Source organism: Chryseobacterium sp. (genome assembly GCF_041914225.1).
Classification (GTDB): domain Bacteria; phylum Bacteroidota; class Bacteroidia; order Flavobacteriales; family Weeksellaceae; genus Chryseobacterium.
The window spans coordinates 1-17,912 of sequence record NZ_JAYSDT010000045.1 but is presented as its reverse complement, the minus strand read 5'-3'; the positions used below and the strand labels follow the sequence as shown (position 1 = coordinate 17,912).

The following is a 17,912-nucleotide window of genomic DNA, read 5'->3' as shown; positions in this document are numbered from 1 at the left end:
TTATAATTTTTATATCAGATTTCCATCAATATACACCTTCTCAGCTTTTAAACTACCCTGATTATACAGTATATTCTGGAAGTTGTTTGTTTTAAAAGTGACAAAATCCGCCTTCTTGCCTGCCTGCAGCTGCCCTCTATCTTCAAGATTCAATGCATATGCAGCACGGAAAGTCATTCCTGCTAATACTTCAGCCGTTGTAAGCTTCTGAAAAGTGGCCAGAATAGAAGCCTGAGTAATTAAATTCCCCATAGGTGCAGATCCGGGATTCCAGTCACTAGCAATGGCTACAATAGCACCTGCGTCCAATAATTTTCTTGCAGGAGTAAACTTCTCCCCTAATCCCAGGCTCGCTCCGGGAAGAGCTGTTGCTACAGTGTCAGACTCTGCGAGGAATTGAATATCTTCATCAATGGTTGCTTCCAGATGGTCTGCAGATTTCGCTCCCACTTCTACTGCAATTCTTGAGCTTCCGGGAGTAAACTGATCCGCATGGACCGTAATTTCAAAGCCCAGTTCTTTTGCTTTAAGCAAGAATTCCTTACTTTCTTCAGGCTGAAATGCAGATTTTTCAATAAAGATATCTACCCGGTTTGCCAATCCTTCTTCTTTTACTTTGGGTAAAATTTCAGTAATGATATAGTCAAGATATTCAGGATTGCTTCCTTCAAAATCTCTTGGTTTCAAGTGTGCTGAAAGACATGTAGGAACTAAAGTTGCCTTAGTTTCATTTTGAGCTTTTTTAATGATCCTAAGCATTTTCAGCTCGTTTTCCACATCCAGACCGTAACCGCTTTTTACTTCAATTGTGGTAATCCCCAAGCCAATCAAAAAATTGATTCTCTCTACTAAGGTTTCCAGCAGTTCTCCTTCTGATGCATTTCTTGTGTGCAGTACAGAGCTCCAGATTCCACCGCCGCTATCTGCAATTTCAAGATAAGTTTTACCCGCATTACGCATGACAAAATCATTGGCACGGTTTCCTCCGAAACAAATATGGGTATGAGAATCTACAAAAGCAGGAAGAACAACCTGGTCTCCTTCAATTTGCTCAATTTCTATGGCAGGATTTTCTGTTTTTAATGTTTCAAAATTTCCAACCTTAAGAATGGTATTCTGATCTACTATTATTCCTCCGTCTACAATAATTTCCAGCTGTTCATCGGAAATTTTTCCTCTTAAAGGAAGGTCAGCAAGTGTTACCACCTGCCTGAATGGTCCTATTAATTTCATTAGTTTAAAGTTAATGTAATGCTTAGATTGAGACTGACTCATTTTACAATCAGTATCTTCCTGCTAAACATTCAAAATTTTATTAATTTTTATTAATAATTTCTCCTCTCAAAAATACTTAAAATATCCCAATTATTTAAATCTTAGGTCTTCTGATTTTTAACCTTAGCCTGAACCTTGGCTTCAATCAAACCTTTTCTCAATCTGCCCTTTAATCTTAGTCTAAATTTGCTATCTTTGAGGTAAATGAAATGAATTAATGCCAGATTTTTTACATCCAGATAAGGAAAACTACTCACGAGAGGAGCTGATGCAGGAAGAGCAGATCCGTCCCCAGAGCTTTAAAGATTTTGCGGGGCAGAGAAAAACGCTGGAGAACCTTGAGGTCTTTGTTACTGCTGCGAAAAGACGTGGCGGAGCACTGGATCATGTTTTACTGCATGGCCCGCCGGGGCTTGGAAAAACTACTTTAGCCAATATTATCGCCAATGAGCTGGGAGTAAACTGTAAGATTACTTCTGGTCCTGTATTGGATAAACCCGGAAGCTTAGCCGGCTTATTGACCAATCTGGAAGAAAATGATGTGCTTTTCATTGATGAGATTCACCGTCTTTCTCCTGTTGTAGAGGAATATCTGTATTCTGCAATGGAAGACTACAAGATTGATATTATGCTGGAGACAGGTCCCAATGCCAGAAGCGTGCAGATCGGATTAAATCCTTTTACTTTGGTAGGAGCCACTACAAGAAGTGGTATGCTTACCAAGCCAATGCTTGCCCGATTCGGGATCCAAAGCAGGCTGGAATATTATTCTATTGAACTTTTGTCAATGATCATTCAGAGAAGTGCGAGGGTTCTGGGAGTCATTATTTATGAAGATGCAGCCATTGAGATTGCAAGAAGAAGCCGCGGAACTCCAAGAATTGCCAATGCCCTGCTCAGAAGGGTTCGTGACTTTGCTGAGATTAAAGGAAATGGTGAAATTGAGATTAAGATCACTAAATATGCACTGGACTCTCTGAATGTGGATGAATTTGGTCTGGATGAAATGGACAATAAGATCATGCGTGTTATGATTGAAAATTTTAAAGGAAAGCCTGTTGGTATTTCTGCCCTGGCAACATCCATTGGTGAAAATCCGGAAACACTGGAAGAGGTTTACGAGCCGTTTCTGATTCAGGAAGGATTTATTATCCGGACACCGAGAGGAAGAGAAGTTACGGACAAAGCCTACAGACATCTGAATATTACAAGACCTAAAAATCCGGGAGAGCTATTCTAGTTTAAAGTTCAAGGTTTAAAGGTTAAGGTTAATGAGAATATATTAATTTATGTTTATACCTAAATTATACAAAAGCGAAGATTATAATTTGATGAGAGAGATCATCAGAGAAAACTCTTTTGCTTTACTTATTTCTTCTGTTGACAGGATAAGAGCAACTCATTCAATGATGATGCTCAATGAAGATGATCCTGAAAATATTTATATTGAAACTCATATTTCAAGGGCTAATCCTCAGGCAAAAACCTTAAAAAACGGAGATGAAGTTCTTTGTGACTTTTTGGGAGCCCATACTTATATATCCAGCAGCTGGTATGATCATATTAATGTTTCCAACTGGAATTATGAAGCAGTACAGATTCACGGAAAAGTTGAAATAATGGTTCATGATGAACTGTATGCCCATTTGGATAAGTTAACGTCCAAATATGAAAGTTTCCAGCAATGTCCTATGATAGTGAAAGATATGGGAAGGGAGTTTGTGGAAAAGGAAATGAAGGGAGCTTTTGGGATTAAAATCATTCCAACTGAGATATTTATCAAACAAAAACTTTCTCAGAACAGAAAAGAGAATGATTTTAACAATATCATCACACAGCTTGAGCAATCTGATGATAACGCAAGAAAAATTGCAGAGAAAATGAAATTAATAAAAAAATAATCAAAATATACATATGAAGCTATATCCTATACAATGTGGAAAATTTAAACTGGACGGCGGTGCCATGTTCGGAGTCGTCCCGAAGAGTCTGTGGGAAAAAACCAACCCGGCAGACGAAAAAAACCTGATCGAACTGGGAACCCGTTCCCTGCTCATTGAAGACGGAAAAAAACTGATCCTTGTAGACTGTGGTCTTGGTAATAAACAGGATGACAAATTTTTCGGTCACTACTCTCTTTGGGGAGATGATACCCTTGATAAAAATCTTAAAAAATACGGCTTTGTAAAGGAAGATATTACAGATGTGTTCCTTACACACCTCCACTTCGACCACTGCGGTGGGGCTATTGAATGGAACGATGACAGAACCGGATACAGACCGGCCTTTAAAAATGCCAACTTCTGGACTAATGAAAATCACTGGCAATGGGCAACAGAGCCTAATCCAAGAGAAAAAGCAAGCTTCCTGAAGGAAAACATTATGCCGATGCAGGAAAGCGGACAGCTTAACTTTTTACCTCTTCCTACCACCGGAAACTACGGTTTTGCACCGGATCTTAAAATGGATGTGATCTTTGTAGACGGCCATACGGAAAAGCAAATGCTTCCGGTAATTCAATATCAGGAAAAAACGGTTGTTTTTGCAGCCGACCTTATTCCTACGGCAGGCCATATCAACCAGGTATATGTGATGGGATATGATACCAGACCTCTTTTAACACTGGAAGAAAAAGGAAAATTCCTTAAACAGTGTGTAGATAATGAATATTTATTGTTCTTTGAACATGATGCCCACAATGAACTTGCAAGTTTAAAAATGACCGATAAAGGGGTAAGACTTGATGAGACGTTCAGCTTTAATGATGTTTTTGGATATTAATTTTTAATTATGGAAGAATTACATTCAGAAACACAGCAGGCAGAGCCGGAACCAGCACCCAAGATCATAGGTTTAACCGGCGGAATAGGCTCCGGAAAAACTACTGTGGCTCATTTTATAGAGGAATTCGGATTTCCGGTTTATTACTCTGATGACAGGGCCAAAGCTATTGTCAATGAAAGCGAAGAACTGAAAATAAAAATCAAGGAACTTCTTGGTGAAGATTCTTACGATGAAAACGGATTGTATGACAGAAAATTTGTTGCGGATAAAGTTTTTAATAACAGAGATCTGCTTCAACAATTAAATGAAATCATTCATCCTGCGGTAAGAATTGATTTTGAAAACTGGGTAAATCAACAAAGCAAATATTTAGTTTTCAAAGAAACAGCTCTTCTGTTTGAACTCAAACTGAACAGACAATGTTATAAATCTCTTTTGGTAACCGCTGAGGATAATATCAGAATCAAAAGAGTAATGGACAGAGACAACAAGACCTACCGTGAGGTAGAAGCAGTCATGGAAAAACAAATGCCTGAAAGGGATAAAATTAAAATGGCAGATTGCATCATTTACAATAATACCAATCTGGAAGAATTAAAGGAACAGACCGAAAAGGTAATCTTCGGTATTGAATAAATAAAAACTCGTTAGAAGCTTTCTAACGAGTTTTTTTGCGAAAAACAAATTATGTGGAGTTTTAGTGAATCCACCACAAAAAAAGCCTCCATTTCTGGAGGCTTATTCTATTTGAAATTTATGTCTTATTCTTTGATAAATTTCTTTTGAGTAGTGTTACCGTTATCATCGATATCAATTACATAAACACCGTTAATCAATCTGCTTACGTTAATCTGGTTGTTTAATAAGATACCGTCTGCGATTACCTGCCCTGCAGCATTGTAGATCTTATATTTAGCTCTCTTGCTAACATTTTTCACAAACAATACTGAACTTACAGGGTTAGGATAAATCATAACGCTTGTCTGATCAATCGGATTGGAAACAGCAGGTTTAGAGATTCTTACCGTGTAATCTTCTACTTCTCCGTTTTTGAAGTCTGTACAGTTTACCGGAATACCATCTCTGGACATTGCGACTCTCATCACAACGTACTTATAGTCTGTCATACTTACAAATGCATCTGCCGGTACATTGAATTTACCTGAAACCGGGCTGTTTGAATTAGGTGAAGAAGTGAATACTCTTTCATTGATGTCAAACTCTCCGTTTCTGTTGAAGTCAATCCATACAGCGATTCCTTCGTTGTAAGTAGTTCCGGTCCATTTTTTCTCGATGATGATCTCGTTATCTGTTGATCCCTGAATCATCTCGATGAATGTTTTAGGCACTCCTGTATAATCTGTGTAGGTAGAAGCTCCGGATTCATTTTCCATTGTTTTCTTACCGGTAGGCTTAACAGTAACTTTAGAAATATGCTCTCCTGTAGAGTTCTCAGCCTTCATCTTACAGTAGATTACTGTAGGTGTTGTAAAGTAGTAAGGAGGAGTATAGTTTCCTGGCGTACCGTTACAGATATTCACTACCTGCATTTCATATTTTGTTAATTCTGTAAGACCTGTCAGTACAAGGTTATTAACTAATGAAGGTACTTCTGTCCAGCTTGGAATACCCACTTTTCTGTATCTCAGAACATATGTTGCTCCAGGGAAAGGATCCCACTGAATTGCCGCTGATGTAGGAAGCAATTGGGTAAATGTTAATCCTGGTGGTGGAATCTCACAGATTCTTTCTGTTGTAAATACTTTAGGGTTTGAATATGGATTCAGTGTCGTTTCACCATTACACTGGTTAGCGATCTGAACTTCATACGTTGTATATGGCTCTAATGGAGTTGTACTTCCTAAAACATAAGTATTTGCTGGTGGTGCAGGTAAGCTTACAGTTGTCCATGTAGTGGTACCCACTTTTCTCCATCTCATAGTGTACGTAGAACTTGCCGCTAATGGAGCCCATGTAATCAATGCTGTTGTTGGCGTAATGTTACTCACTGTTACATTAGGAGGTGTAGGATCACATCTGGTTGTAAATGTCTTAATTGGAGTAGCCGTTCCTATAACATCCCCGCAAATTGCTGCTACTTCAACCTCATAAGTAGTAGCAGGCGTCAGGTTATTGATGACTAACGGAAGGTTACCCAATAGTGTAGAAGCATATACTTCTGTCCATGTTGCTGTTCCCTGAACTCTGTATCTTACTACGTAGCTTACTCCTCCTCCTGTGATAGTAACAGTAGCTGTTGTATGAGTGGTAGTAAATGTTGGTGCGTTTGGAGTTGCATTGCTACAAGGTCTGATTCTTACTCTGTAATCTTCAACTTCTCCATCCACAGCATTCTGACACATTACAGGAGCACTTGAACGTTTCAGTACCACTCTCATTGTTGTAGTCAATGCACCAGTATAAGCTGTTGAAGGAACTGCAAATGTAGCCGTAACAGGAGTAGTTGTATTAGCCGGAGAAATTAAAATTCTCTCTGTATCTGTAAACTGTCCGTTTCTGTCAAAGTCGATCCAGGCTGTTACAGCATCATTTCCTGTTGAACCCGTCCAGCCTTTTGCTACTGAGATTTTATTATTTTGAGAATTTACATCTAAAGTAATCAGTGTCTCAGGAGTAGTATAGCTTGTATAGTTACCTTGTACCGAAGTATTATTCATTGGCGGAACACCAAGGTTCGAAGAGGTAACTGTTACATTCGAAATATGGTCATTTGTTCCTGTACCTGTCATCTGGCAGTATGACAACGGTGGTGTTGTAAATGTTACTGAACCTGAATAAGATCCTGTAGAACCATTACAAGTTGTTGAAACCTGAACTTCATAATTGGTCTGTTCTGTAAGTCCAGTAATTCCATAGAAGTTCTGACCTGCAGGAACTGCAGCGGTTTGCCAAACACCTCCAGGAGTAGTTCTCCATCTGATATTATAAGTAGCTCCTACAGTAGCAACCCATGATACAGTTGCTGTAGTTGCACCAATATTGTTTACCGTAATATTTGTAGGAGGAGCTGTTGAACAGTTCTGAGAGTCTACAAATTTTACTGCATAGTCTTCCACCTCTCCCTGGGAGTATGTTCCACAAGGGTTAGCATTATCAAAATATCTCATTACAACACGCATACGGGTAGGAAGATTTCCTGTATATACGTTACCACTCGCTACAGTAGGTACTGAGAAAGTAGCCGTTACCGGAGTAGTTGTGTTATAAGTTGTGTTAAGAATTCTTTCACTTGTTTCAAACGTTCCGTTTCTGTTAAAGTCTACCCATGCTGAAACTCCATATGATGTAGGAGAACTAGGCCAGTATTTGTTTACAGAAATTTTATTATTTGCTGAACCTCTTTCAAAGATAACTACTCTTGTTGCATCTGTTGTATAATCTTTATAATTATCAGATACGGAATTACTTATCATTATAGGAGTATTCGTCGGAGTAACCGTTACATTATTAATATATCCGCTTGTTGCAGTATTACTTGTAGGACCAGCTGTACAATAGGTAAGAGCAGGTGTTGTAAAGGTAACACTTGGTGAGAAAGCACCTGTTGTTCCTCCACAAATAGTAGCTACCTGTACTTCATATGTTGTTTGTTCCAACAATCCTGAAAGTAATTGGTTACTGATTAATGGTGTATTGACTGCAATTTGCAGCCATGCTCCGGAAGGAGAAACTCTGTATCTTACAATATAAGTAGCTCCTGTGGTAGATGTCCAGGTAACATTAGCTGAAGAAGGCGTCACATTATTTACCATGATGCCTGAAGGTGGTGCTGTAGTACATGTTGATAAATCAATCAATTTTACAGCATAGTCTTCAGTTTCACCGTAAGAGTATGTTCCACAAGCATTGATAGGGCTGTATTCATTTAATACAACACGCATTCTTGTAGTCAGGTTTCCTGTATAAGCACCACCGGCAGCAGTTGGAACTGTAAATGTAGCTGTTACCGGAGTTGTGGTATTACTTGGTGAAGTAAGTACTCTTTCAGATGCTTCAAAAATACCATTACGGTTAAAGTCAATCCAAACTCCTGTTAAGAAGCCATACTGATAACCTGGCCACGTTTTTGAAACAGAAACGGTAGCACTACCACCTCTTACCAAAGTAACCACTCTTGAAGGATCTGTACTGTAATCTGTATAACCACTTTGGTCAGAGTTACTATACATAGATGGAGCACCTTGTGCATTAACTGCAACCTGGTTGATATATCCATCAATATAAGTACTCGTAGCAGCGGAGTTACAATAACTAAGTGCCGGAGTTGTAAAGTTTACACTGGAAGAAAATGCTCCCTGAGTACCTCCACAGACAGTAGCCACCTGTACTTCATACTGGGTTTGCTCTGTAAGTCCGGAAATTGTTGCACTTCCTGAAAGAGGAGTTGTAACGTTAACCTGCTGCCATGTCCCTGAAGGTAAACTTCTGTATCTTACTACATAAGTAGAACCTATAGCCGTATACCAGTTAACAACTGCTGACACCGTAGTTATATTACTTACAGTAATATTCGTTGGCGGAGCAGTAGTACACGGAGTCAGCTGATGGCTTACCAACTGTATTCTGGGAATATCAGAATATCTGCTTGATGCAGAAGGCGGTGAAGCCGGATTTGGGTTTGTTGTATCTTCATAATAAAGAATACCTCTGTTAGCCCCAGCATTATAAGTTCCCCAGGCTGTACCCGGAGAAGATGAATAACCTGGCGTTTTTTCATTTACAGCAATCGCAAGATTGTCTGTCCCATTCCAGATAAACGGAGTATTCAACTGAAGAGTAACCCAGTTTCCATTTGATATGGCAGGTAAATCTCCTGCATACACCTGAGTTAAGGAACCTAATGGAATCCAGTTTGTGTTGGACGTAAAGTTATTCTGGGTGGTGTTTCCCATGTAAACAACCCAATCCTTGTAGGAATCCGGAGAGTTTGATACGGTGTCTACATAAAACTTTACGGCTGTGATATAGGTCGACGTACCAATGGCAGCCGAAACTTCCGCAGCAGTATAGATCTGCTGGGAATAGCTATACCCGTAGTAGGAACGTATGGGGAGATACACTGAGGTACCCGTTCCTGTCCCGATCTGGCCTGCCTGAGCCGAGACTTTAGATACAAAGCCTGTGCAAATCAAACAGAGAAACAGAATTAAAGAGGTAAAGAGTTTCTTCATAATGTTTTCATTATATATTAATCAGACAAATCTAATCATTTTTTATTATTAATTTATAAGTGCATTTAGGTTTTTTTTGAAAAAAAACAGCAAATTAACTCTTTATGCTTTAAATAAAGAAATCCCCGGAGATTTCCGGGGATTTGCTAATATTTAAAGGTTATCTTTATTTCTTAATGAATTTAGATTTGAATTGCTCAATTCCTTTATCATCTATTGTAATTACATAACCACCTTTAACTAAAGCAGAAACATTTACTTTTCCATTATTGATATTTCCTTTATCTACTAATTGTCCGGCAGCACTATAGATTTTATAAGTTGCTTTATCTGAAACTTTAGTAACGTTCAGAATATCATTTACCGGATTTGGATAAATCTGAATGCCATTATTTTTAACAGCAGTTTCAGCAGTAGCAAGGTTACCTGTAATAACTACGTTATAGTCTTCAACTTCTCCGTAATCAAAATTATCTCCACATATATAATCTGTAGGTAATGACAGACCAACATTTCCGTTTCCAGTACCAGCACCTACATAGAAAGCGACCACTCTCATTCTTAACGGCTGTCCTTCTACTGCATCAGCTGGAATTGTAACATTTCCACTAACTACAGTTGATGGCTGTGTTAATGTTACAGGGTAATTCAGTACTCTTTCAGAATCACTGAATACACCATCTTTGTTAAAATCAATAAATGCAGCTACTGTATCATAATCTGCAGCATCAGGGTTTCCAACCGTAACAGACATAGGGTAAGTATTTCCTTTTGTCATGTTAATCTGAAGTGCTGTATTTGTTGTGTAGTTTGTATATGTACTGCTTGCAGAAGTATTATTTATATTGGCAAGTGTTACATTTTGAATATACTCATAACTCGTATCAGCTGTAGAAGCCGGACAGTAAGTAATAGCCGGGGTGCTGAAGTTTACAGAAGCCGAATATGTACCTACTACAGTACCACAAACTAAAGCTACCTGAACTTCATATGTTGTACCATCAATTAAATTACTTAGGTTGATTGAAGGAACTGTTGTATCAGCTTCAGTCCATACAGTTGTACCTACCTTTCTGTAACGTACTTTATACGTTGCTCCGGTATAAGACATCCAAGATACACTTGCTGAAGATACAGTAATATTACTTACAGCAACATTAGTTGGCGCAGCACTGCTACATGCAGATAGAGGTGCAATGCTCACAGGTCCTACAGCATAGAAAACATTTCCTATTGAAGAAACTCTTACCTTAATAGTCTGACCGTTCAATGAAGAAGGGAAAGTAAAGTTTTCAGATCCGTCATTAGGAGTTGAAGCAGATAGTACAGTCCAAGTTGTTCCATTATCTGTAGTATAGTCAATTTTTACATTAGCAACATTATAAGGAGCTGCATTGGTATTGGCAACAATCCACTGAACCGGAGTTGGAGTATTCACATCAGCATATTGGTTAGCTAATCTGAAAGGACCATTATCTCCTACAACAATTGTCTGACCTTTAAAAGCTGATTGCTGTTGAGAAACAACTGGATTATTATCTCTTACTGTTAATGCAAATTTTGTAGTCCTTGCTTTAGTAGATACAGCTTCCCAGGTATTGTTTGCATTATTCAACACTCCGCTCATTACAGATGTAAATTTCGGGAAGTATCTTGTTGGGCTTGTGCTTGGAGCAACAGATCTGAATGAAGCTCCTGACGTAGTATTTCCTAAGTTATACTTATCAATAGAAAGTGTTGCGTCATCTACTTCTTCCCAAGAATAAGTCATTGGGTCATTTTCAGGATCTGTAGCAGTACCTGTCAAAGCAAAAGCAGTACCCTTTGGAATCGTATATGTTGGAAGATCATTAATTACCGGTGGATTGTTGGTAATTGTAGTTTCCACATCACAGGTTTTTGCGATTAAGTTAGCCTGAACCTGCCCGATACTTGCTTTATGGAAATAAGCATCAGAATTAGGCTGAATATCTGTATCAGGACCAGTAATCCCTGCATATCCCATAATGGTAGATCCTGAACCAGGTTCCATATTTACTCCACTTCCTTCAATATTGTGAGAGAAGGTATGGTTAGCTCCTAACTGGTGCCCCATCTCGTGTGCAACATAGTCGATATCAAAACTATCACCTGATGGAATTCCGTTTGCAGGAGAAGTAAACCCTGAACCTTTCCCTTTAGGAACTGTAGTGGTAGGATTAACACATACACATCCGATACATCCGGCATTTCCTCCACCTCCAGATTTACCGAATAAGTGTCCGATATCATAGTTTTCATTTCCAACATTGGCTGTCAAAGCTGCTTGCAGCTGTCCGTTCCATGCACCTTGTGCCCCTGTTGCAGCAGCGGCATATGGATCTGTAGCCGGATCAATATAAATTACATTTGGAAAATTCTGTAAATTCAAATGCAGTGCAAAATCTTTTTCAAAAACTCCGTTTACTCTGGTTAAAGTATTATTGATAGCAACCAGTGCAGGAGCTCTTTTCTGGTCATCTGTAGCGGTAGCAGGTACACCAGCAAGCGTCATAAAGTACTGAGTATACTCACCTGTAACAGACATTGCCAATCTCATTGTTCTGTATTTTTTATCAGAACTCTTATTGAAAGTTGTTGGCTGGTTTGAGAATGACTGTCCGTTTTTTAATAAAGCATCTATTTCCTTCTTAGCTGCAGGAGATTCTTCTGTAGAACATAAGAACCCGTTTTTTTCCTTTTTTGTTTTCGGGTGAACAGCATAAACTGTTTTATCCGCAGAAGCAGGGTCAATAAATTCATATTTATCTCCATGAATGATCATTGACTGAAAATCATTAGGAGCAATACTGAATCTTAAATACTTGGTTGGATCATCAACACTTGTTCCAACATAAGATCCTAACTCATACTTATCTGCCAGTTCTTTTACAACCACTGGAAAACTGTATACATTAAATCTTTCAATCTTCCCACTCATAGTAGGAAGAGAAATTACTACAGGAGTGGAATTTGCTCCCATTTCCTGTGCATTCTTCAGCTGAGATCTCAGTAAGTTCAGGTCTAACTTATAGTACCCATTACCTCTTACATTAGATTGATCTACTCTAAATCCTGTACTTCTTTTGTTATCGTCTCCTTTTTTAAAAGAAGTTGGTGTCCATTGGCCGAACACTGCTCCTCCTATAAAAGTAAACATTAAAGCAGTAAATACTCTTTTCATAAATTAAAACACAAATATAATTTCCGCCAAATATAACCAATTTATAACTCACACAGATAAAATAAGTTAATATTTTTTAATATTACACACCTCCCAAGCTTATTTATTAAAAAAAATACAAACTTCAGAACATTCTGGACTTTGTATTTTTTTTATTTAAAAAGTTAAGGATTGCTATTTTTAAAACTTATAGGCAATATTCCATGCAAATCCCATATTAAACTTTGAAGAACTTCTTCCGAAGCCGGGAACAATCATTGGAGAGATATCATCCTGCTTAGAGGTGTATACCAAATACCTTGGCTGAAGATTCACGTCAATATAAAAGTTGGAATTGAATAACTGCACTCTGCCGCCTATAGTTCCCTCAAGCCAGAAAGAAGACTGTGATGATGAAGGAAAAGCTTCAGAAGAGTTACTTCCTCCAAATCCACGAACGGGTACTGCCATATATTCTTGGTTGTAAAATGACCCGGCAGCCTTTCCTCCTGCGTAAAATCCGTTGAATTCATTTTCCGCATCTTTTGCCAGCATATAGAATGCACCCAGCTTAACGAAAGGACCATTTACTTTAGCATCATAACCATTCTTCTGGTATATATTTTTTTCAAAACCTGCTTCTGCAATGGCGTGTACATTTCCTCTGATTTTCGAAGAAATAAATCCCTGATACAGCTTTCTATCCGAAAAAAAAACAACTCCGGTATTCAATACATCAAGCCCAACCATAAAATTAGGCTCATATTTCTCATGAACTTTCTTCTCTGCTTCCTTTTTTTTCTCTTGTGCCGAACTTATTATTCCCAATAAACTAAAAAGAAAGGTAAAGATTAGTCTTGTCTTCATTCTCTATTTGATTTTGTCCGGCTTCCAGTTTCAGAACAGGATTCGGAGTTATTAATTCTGAAGTTAAATTTTCATACGTTTTTTTGATCCCACATCCAGGAGATACATAGGTTGACTTTGTACTATACCCGATTCTTACATGAGACTCCGGGCCTTTGAATCTGGTTTTGAAATAAACGTCTGTATAGGGTGAACTGTCTACACGTAAAGGGATTAACCTGGAATCAATGTTTGCAAGTTTTCCCAGATCCACCTTTCCTGCGCCATAGTCTACTGATACATACAAAGTATCTATGGTTCTATCTTTTCCGCTTGCCAGTGTCCTGAAGCCTACCTTCATTCTGGGAGTTCCTTCTCCGCTTTCACAGATATCATCATCACCGCCACAGGAAAAAAGCATCCCTAAAAAACAGATTGCAATGAGAAATTTAAAGTACTTCATATTAAGATTTGGAGATTCAAATTTAAATAATTTATTTTTTAACAAGCAATGCAATGTTCTCGACATGGTGTGTCTGCGGGAACATATCTACCGGTAAGATCTTTACTAAAGTATAATGATCTTTCATCAAAGCAAGGTCTCTTGCCTGTGTTGCAGAATTACAGCTTACATAAACTACTTTTTCCGGTGAAAGTTTTAAGATCTGTTCTACAACTTTCTGGTGCATTCCGTCTCTTGGTGGATCTGTGATTAATACATCTGCTTTCGGATGATTAGCCATGAATTCATCATTGAAAATATCTTTCATATCTCCGCAATAGAATGTTGTGTTGGTAAGTCCGTTCAATGCAGCATGCTCTATAGCTGCATCTATCGCTTCCTGCACGGATTCTATTCCAATGACCTGTTTTGCATTTCTTGCTACGTACTGAGCGATTGTCCCTGTACCTGTATAAAGGTCATACACAACTTCATCTCCTTTCAGGTCTGCGAACTCCAGAGTTTTTCTATATAATTCCAAAGCCTGCTTGTAATTGGTCTGGAAGAATGATTTCGGCCCGATCTTAAACTGCAGTCCATCCATTTCTTCCATAAGGTATCCTTCCCCAAAATATACTTCAATATTTAAATCATAAATAGAATCATTCTGTTTAGAATTGATAGCATACACCAACGTTTTAATCTGAGGGAATTTCTCTAATAAGAATTCAAAAAGCTTTTCTCTGTTTTCTTTTTCTTCTCTGTAAAGCTGGAAAAGAACCATCCATTCTCCTTTGGAATTCTGTCTCATCATTAAGGTTCTTAAAAACCCTTCCTGATTTCTCACATCAAAGAAGTCCAGACCATTGTTTACTCCATATTCTTTTACTGCCAGCCTTATTGCATTGGAAGGATCTTCCTGAAGGAAACATTCTTTCAGATCAAGAATTTTGCTCCACATTCCCGGGATATGGAAACCCAAAGCATCTTTGCTTCCGAAGTTCTCTTCAGAACTGATTTCGTACTGGGTAAGCCATCTTGCATTGGAGAAAGAAAACTCCATTTTATTTCTGTAAAAGTATTGCTCTTCAGATCCTAGAATCGGCACGGTTTCAAAATTATCAATACCGCCGATTCTTTTAATATTATTATATACTTCTTCCTGCTTAAAATCAAGCTGTTTTTCATAGCTCATATTCTGCCACTTGCACCCTCCGCAGGTACCGAAATGAATACATTTAGGTTCAACCCTGTAAGGTGATTTCTCAAGAACTTCCACAGCTTCGCCTTCATAATATTTTGACTTCGCTTTTTTCACTCTCACGTTGACAACATCACCTGGAATTGCACCTGAGACCATTACGGTCTTACCTTCGTCTGTTCTTCCGATTGCCACGCCTTTTGCACCGGCTGTTAACAGCTTTATATTTTCAAGAACTATATCTCTTTTTTTCTTCCTGCTCATTCTAAAATTTTCTATTTTCCTAATTGAAACCTTACGTTTCAGTTTGCAAAAATACAATAAAAAAAACCTTATCCGCAGATAAGGTTTCTATACTGTGTTAAAGTTTATTATTTTGTCGGAGCCGGCTGCGGATTTGCTGGCTGTGGAGCTTGCTGCTGTGCCGCAGAAGGATCAAGCTGCAATTGTGGCTGCATTTGAGCATTCGGATCTACTTTTGGCGCAGAAAGGCCTGTTTGCTTATCCAGAATAGTCACTAATTCCTGCTCACCAAGGTTCACAAATGATCTGCTGGCGATTTTACCGTCTTTATCAATGATGACAAAGCAAGGTAATTTGAATCCGTATACCCCGTATTTCTTTGCGATATCAGAGTTCAGGCCTCCTTCTCCGTAAACATTCACTCCCTGAATTCCTTTCAACAAAGCGTTGCTTGTTTTAATGAACTGGTCTTTTGTATCGTCAACGTTTACATATACAAAATTCATTTTAGACTTATAGAAGTTCACCACTTCTTTCAATACAGGTACTGTAGCTTCGCTGATGTAAGGATTCCATGAAGCATAGAAGAACAGCATATAAGGTTTTCCTTTGTTTTCAGAAAGTTTATAAGACTTTCCGTCCTGTTTTACCAAAGCCGCTTCAGGAGCAACTTCACCAATTTTAAGTCCTGTAATAGCCACCTGCATTTTTAAAAGGTCACTTTTAATCGTAGCATCTTTAATATCTGAATCGATAATCTTTTTAATCTTGTCAATGTTTGCAGCAGGAGTTGTAGGATGAATATCAGCCTGAGCCATTACAAATGCCAAAAGATAATCTTTTGCAGTCTGAGATAAATCTTTCTTTGTTTTTAAATACTGAGCGAACATCTCAGAAGTTGTAATTCCTGTTTTTCCTTTGCTGTTTGCTTCAGCATATTTCTGGAAATCCGGAGTCATTTTTACAAGAAGATACTGTCTGTAAAGAGGAATGGTTTTTACCATCGCATCTTTGTCGGTTTCTAATTGAGTTTCGTAGTCTTTGAAAGCCTTAGAAGCTTTGTAAGATGGGTTTCCGGACATTGGTCCGTGAGACATTTCATAGTTGGCAAGTAAATTAAGAATGGTTACTTTCACATCGTTTTTCTTCCATTCTAAAAGTGCTTTACTTGGATTATTCTTTTTTGCAAGATCATCTACATTTTTATTGATATCAGTTTCAATTTTATGCATCCCTTTCAAAAATGCAGCTTCATCTCCACTCATTAATGCCTGTAAGTTAACCTTAGTACCATAGTCAGCTAAAAACTTCTGAGTAGCTGTAAGGAAATCATTATTTTTCTTAGCATCTCCGGTAATTACGAATTCATTTGGGAAAGTAGCTCCGTTTCCTGAGATATTTACTTTTTGTCCTCCTTCAAGATAGATCAGGTTTTGTCTGCCTGCATAGTTGATCACGTACATACCATCTTTAGGAGCTTCAAAATTTCCTGAAAAGTTTCCGTCTTTATCCAGACCAATATTAATTAAAGGCAGGGTTCCTACTCCTGAAGCTTCTACAAATTCAATTCTCTCTAATGGTGAGCTTCCAGTAATTTTTCCTTTTACTTCTACTTTTTTTGAACAAGACATCACAAAAAATGTGATGATAAACAATAAAAGATATTTTTTCATTTCAATTTTTAATATTACACAAAAATACGCTTTTTAGGGCTTGCTAATTCACACTATTTATTTTTTTAAAAAATTTTATTATTACCGTGCAAAAGCGGGATTTGTATTGTTTAATAATCTCTTTTTCATGGTAAAAAGCAATTGAAAGTGTTTTCTGAAAACCATTCAACTACGCTCCAAATATATACCTAATAAATAAAGAATAGCAAAAACGGGTCAATAAGTTAACAAACTTTAACAGGCTAATCCCTGTCATAAAAAAATCGCCTCCAAAAATGAAGGCGATTTTCTATGTATTTGAATCAATTCTATCCTTGATCTACAAGAGCAGCCATGTACTCTCTGTTCATTCTTGCGATGTTTTCAAGAGAAATTCCTTTAGGACATTCTACTTCACAAGCACCAGTATTTGAACAGTTACCGAATCCTTCTTCATCCATAGCTTTCACCATGTTCAGAACTCTTCTCTTAGCTTCTACTCTACCTTGAGGAAGCAATGCATACTGAGAAACCTTAGCTCCTACGAAAAGCATTGCAGATCCGTTTTTACAAGTAGCTACACAAGCACCACATCCGATACAAGCAGCAGCATCCATTGCTCTGTCTGCATCTTCTTTCGGAACCGGAATAGCGTTAGCATCCAATGTATTACCAGAAGTATTCACAGAAATGAAACCACCTGCGGCCATTACTCTGTCGAATGCGCTTCTGTCTACCATTAAGTCTTTGATAACCGGGAAAGCTGCACTTCTCCATGGTTCAATAACGATTGTTTCACCATCTTTGAACATTCTCATGTGAAGCTGGCAGGTAGTGATCCCTGTATCCGGCCCGTGAGCTCTACCATTGATGTAAAGAGAACACATTCCGCAGATCCCTTCACGGCAGTCGTGATCGAAAGCAATAGGTTCTTTACCTTCGTTAGTTAAATTTTCGTTCAGGATATCCAACATCTCCAGAAATGAAGAGTCTGTAGATACATCTGATATTTTATAGGTCTCAAACTGACCTTTAGTTTTACTATTTTTTTGTCTCCAAATTTTCAGCGTAAGATGTAAGCCTTTTTTTGCACTCA

General features: G+C 38.1%; 12 protein-coding genes. 4 read left to right on the top strand and 8 right to left on the bottom strand.

Translation table 11 applies throughout. From position 1 onward, the window contains the following. Positions 1–9 precede the first annotated feature (9 nt). The gene (gene hutI / locus ACE3RB_RS16305) at positions 10–1,233 is read right to left on the bottom strand and encodes an imidazolonepropionase (RefSeq protein ID WP_374465177.1); all 1,224 of its coding nucleotides are present in this window, start codon (positions 1,231–1,233) and stop codon (positions 10–12) included. A 259-nt stretch (positions 1,234–1,492) separates the two neighbouring features. On the opposite strand from hutI, the gene ruvB reads away from it, so the two are divergent. Genes ruvB through coaE form a run of 4 tightly spaced genes read left to right on the top strand, consistent with a single transcriptional unit; the run spans position 1,493 to position 4,695 of the window. Further along, positions 1,493–2,515: a Holliday junction branch migration DNA helicase RuvB gene (gene ruvB, locus ACE3RB_RS16300; RefSeq protein ID WP_002976338.1), complete on the top strand. Its 1,023-nt coding sequence runs from the start codon at positions 1,493–1,495 to the stop codon at positions 2,513–2,515. Between the two features lie 49 nt (positions 2,516–2,564). Then, positions 2,565–3,176, top strand: coding sequence for an FMN-binding negative transcriptional regulator (locus tag ACE3RB_RS16295; RefSeq protein WP_374465176.1), 612 nt, complete (start codon positions 2,565–2,567; stop codon positions 3,174–3,176). 13 nt (positions 3,177–3,189) lie between these two features. Next, positions 3,190–4,056, top strand: a complete 867-nt coding sequence (locus ACE3RB_RS16290; RefSeq protein ID WP_374465175.1) for an MBL fold metallo-hydrolase — start codon at positions 3,190–3,192, stop codon at positions 4,054–4,056. A gap of 9 nt (positions 4,057–4,065) precedes the next feature. Then, entirely contained in the window at positions 4,066–4,695 is a 630-nt protein-coding gene (gene coaE / locus ACE3RB_RS16285; protein WP_374465174.1) for a dephospho-CoA kinase, read from the top strand. A gap of 125 nt (positions 4,696–4,820) precedes the next feature. On the opposite strand, the gene ACE3RB_RS16280 is transcribed toward coaE, so the two are convergent. From ACE3RB_RS16280 to ACE3RB_RS16250, 7 genes are all read right to left on the bottom strand, one after another. Further along, the gene (locus ACE3RB_RS16280; protein ID WP_374465173.1) at positions 4,821–9,251 is read right to left on the bottom strand and encodes a GEVED domain-containing protein; all 4,431 of its coding nucleotides are present in this window, start codon (positions 9,249–9,251) and stop codon (positions 4,821–4,823) included. A 166-nt stretch (positions 9,252–9,417) separates the two neighbouring features. Beyond that, positions 9,418–12,453 (bottom strand): reprolysin-like metallopeptidase, encoded by a 3,036-nt coding sequence (locus tag ACE3RB_RS16275; RefSeq protein ID WP_374465172.1) that lies wholly within the window; start codon positions 12,451–12,453, stop codon positions 9,418–9,420. A 180-nt stretch (positions 12,454–12,633) separates the two neighbouring features. Continuing rightward, positions 12,634–13,299 (bottom strand): DUF6048 family protein, encoded by a 666-nt coding sequence (locus ACE3RB_RS16270; protein WP_374465171.1) that lies wholly within the window; start codon positions 13,297–13,299, stop codon positions 12,634–12,636. Further along, positions 13,265–13,741 carry a hypothetical protein gene (locus ACE3RB_RS16265; RefSeq protein ID WP_374465170.1) on the bottom strand — a complete coding sequence of 159 codons (477 nt, stop codon included), beginning with the start codon at positions 13,739–13,741 and terminating at the stop codon, positions 13,265–13,267. The genes ACE3RB_RS16270 and ACE3RB_RS16265 overlap by 35 nt, the downstream gene beginning before the upstream one ends. A 31-nt stretch (positions 13,742–13,772) precedes the next feature. Then, positions 13,773–15,185, bottom strand: a complete 1,413-nt coding sequence (gene rlmD, locus ACE3RB_RS16260; protein WP_374465169.1) for a 23S rRNA (uracil(1939)-C(5))-methyltransferase RlmD — start codon at positions 15,183–15,185, stop codon at positions 13,773–13,775. Positions 15,186–15,292: 107 nt separating this feature from the next. Then, entirely contained in the window at positions 15,293–16,837 is a 1,545-nt protein-coding gene (locus ACE3RB_RS16255; RefSeq protein ID WP_374465168.1) for a TlpA family protein disulfide reductase, read from the bottom strand. A 308-nt stretch (positions 16,838–17,145) separates the two neighbouring features. Continuing rightward, positions 17,146–17,912: succinate dehydrogenase/fumarate reductase iron-sulfur subunit (locus tag ACE3RB_RS16250; protein WP_374465167.1), on the bottom strand; the 767-nt coding region annotated here is incomplete at its 5' end.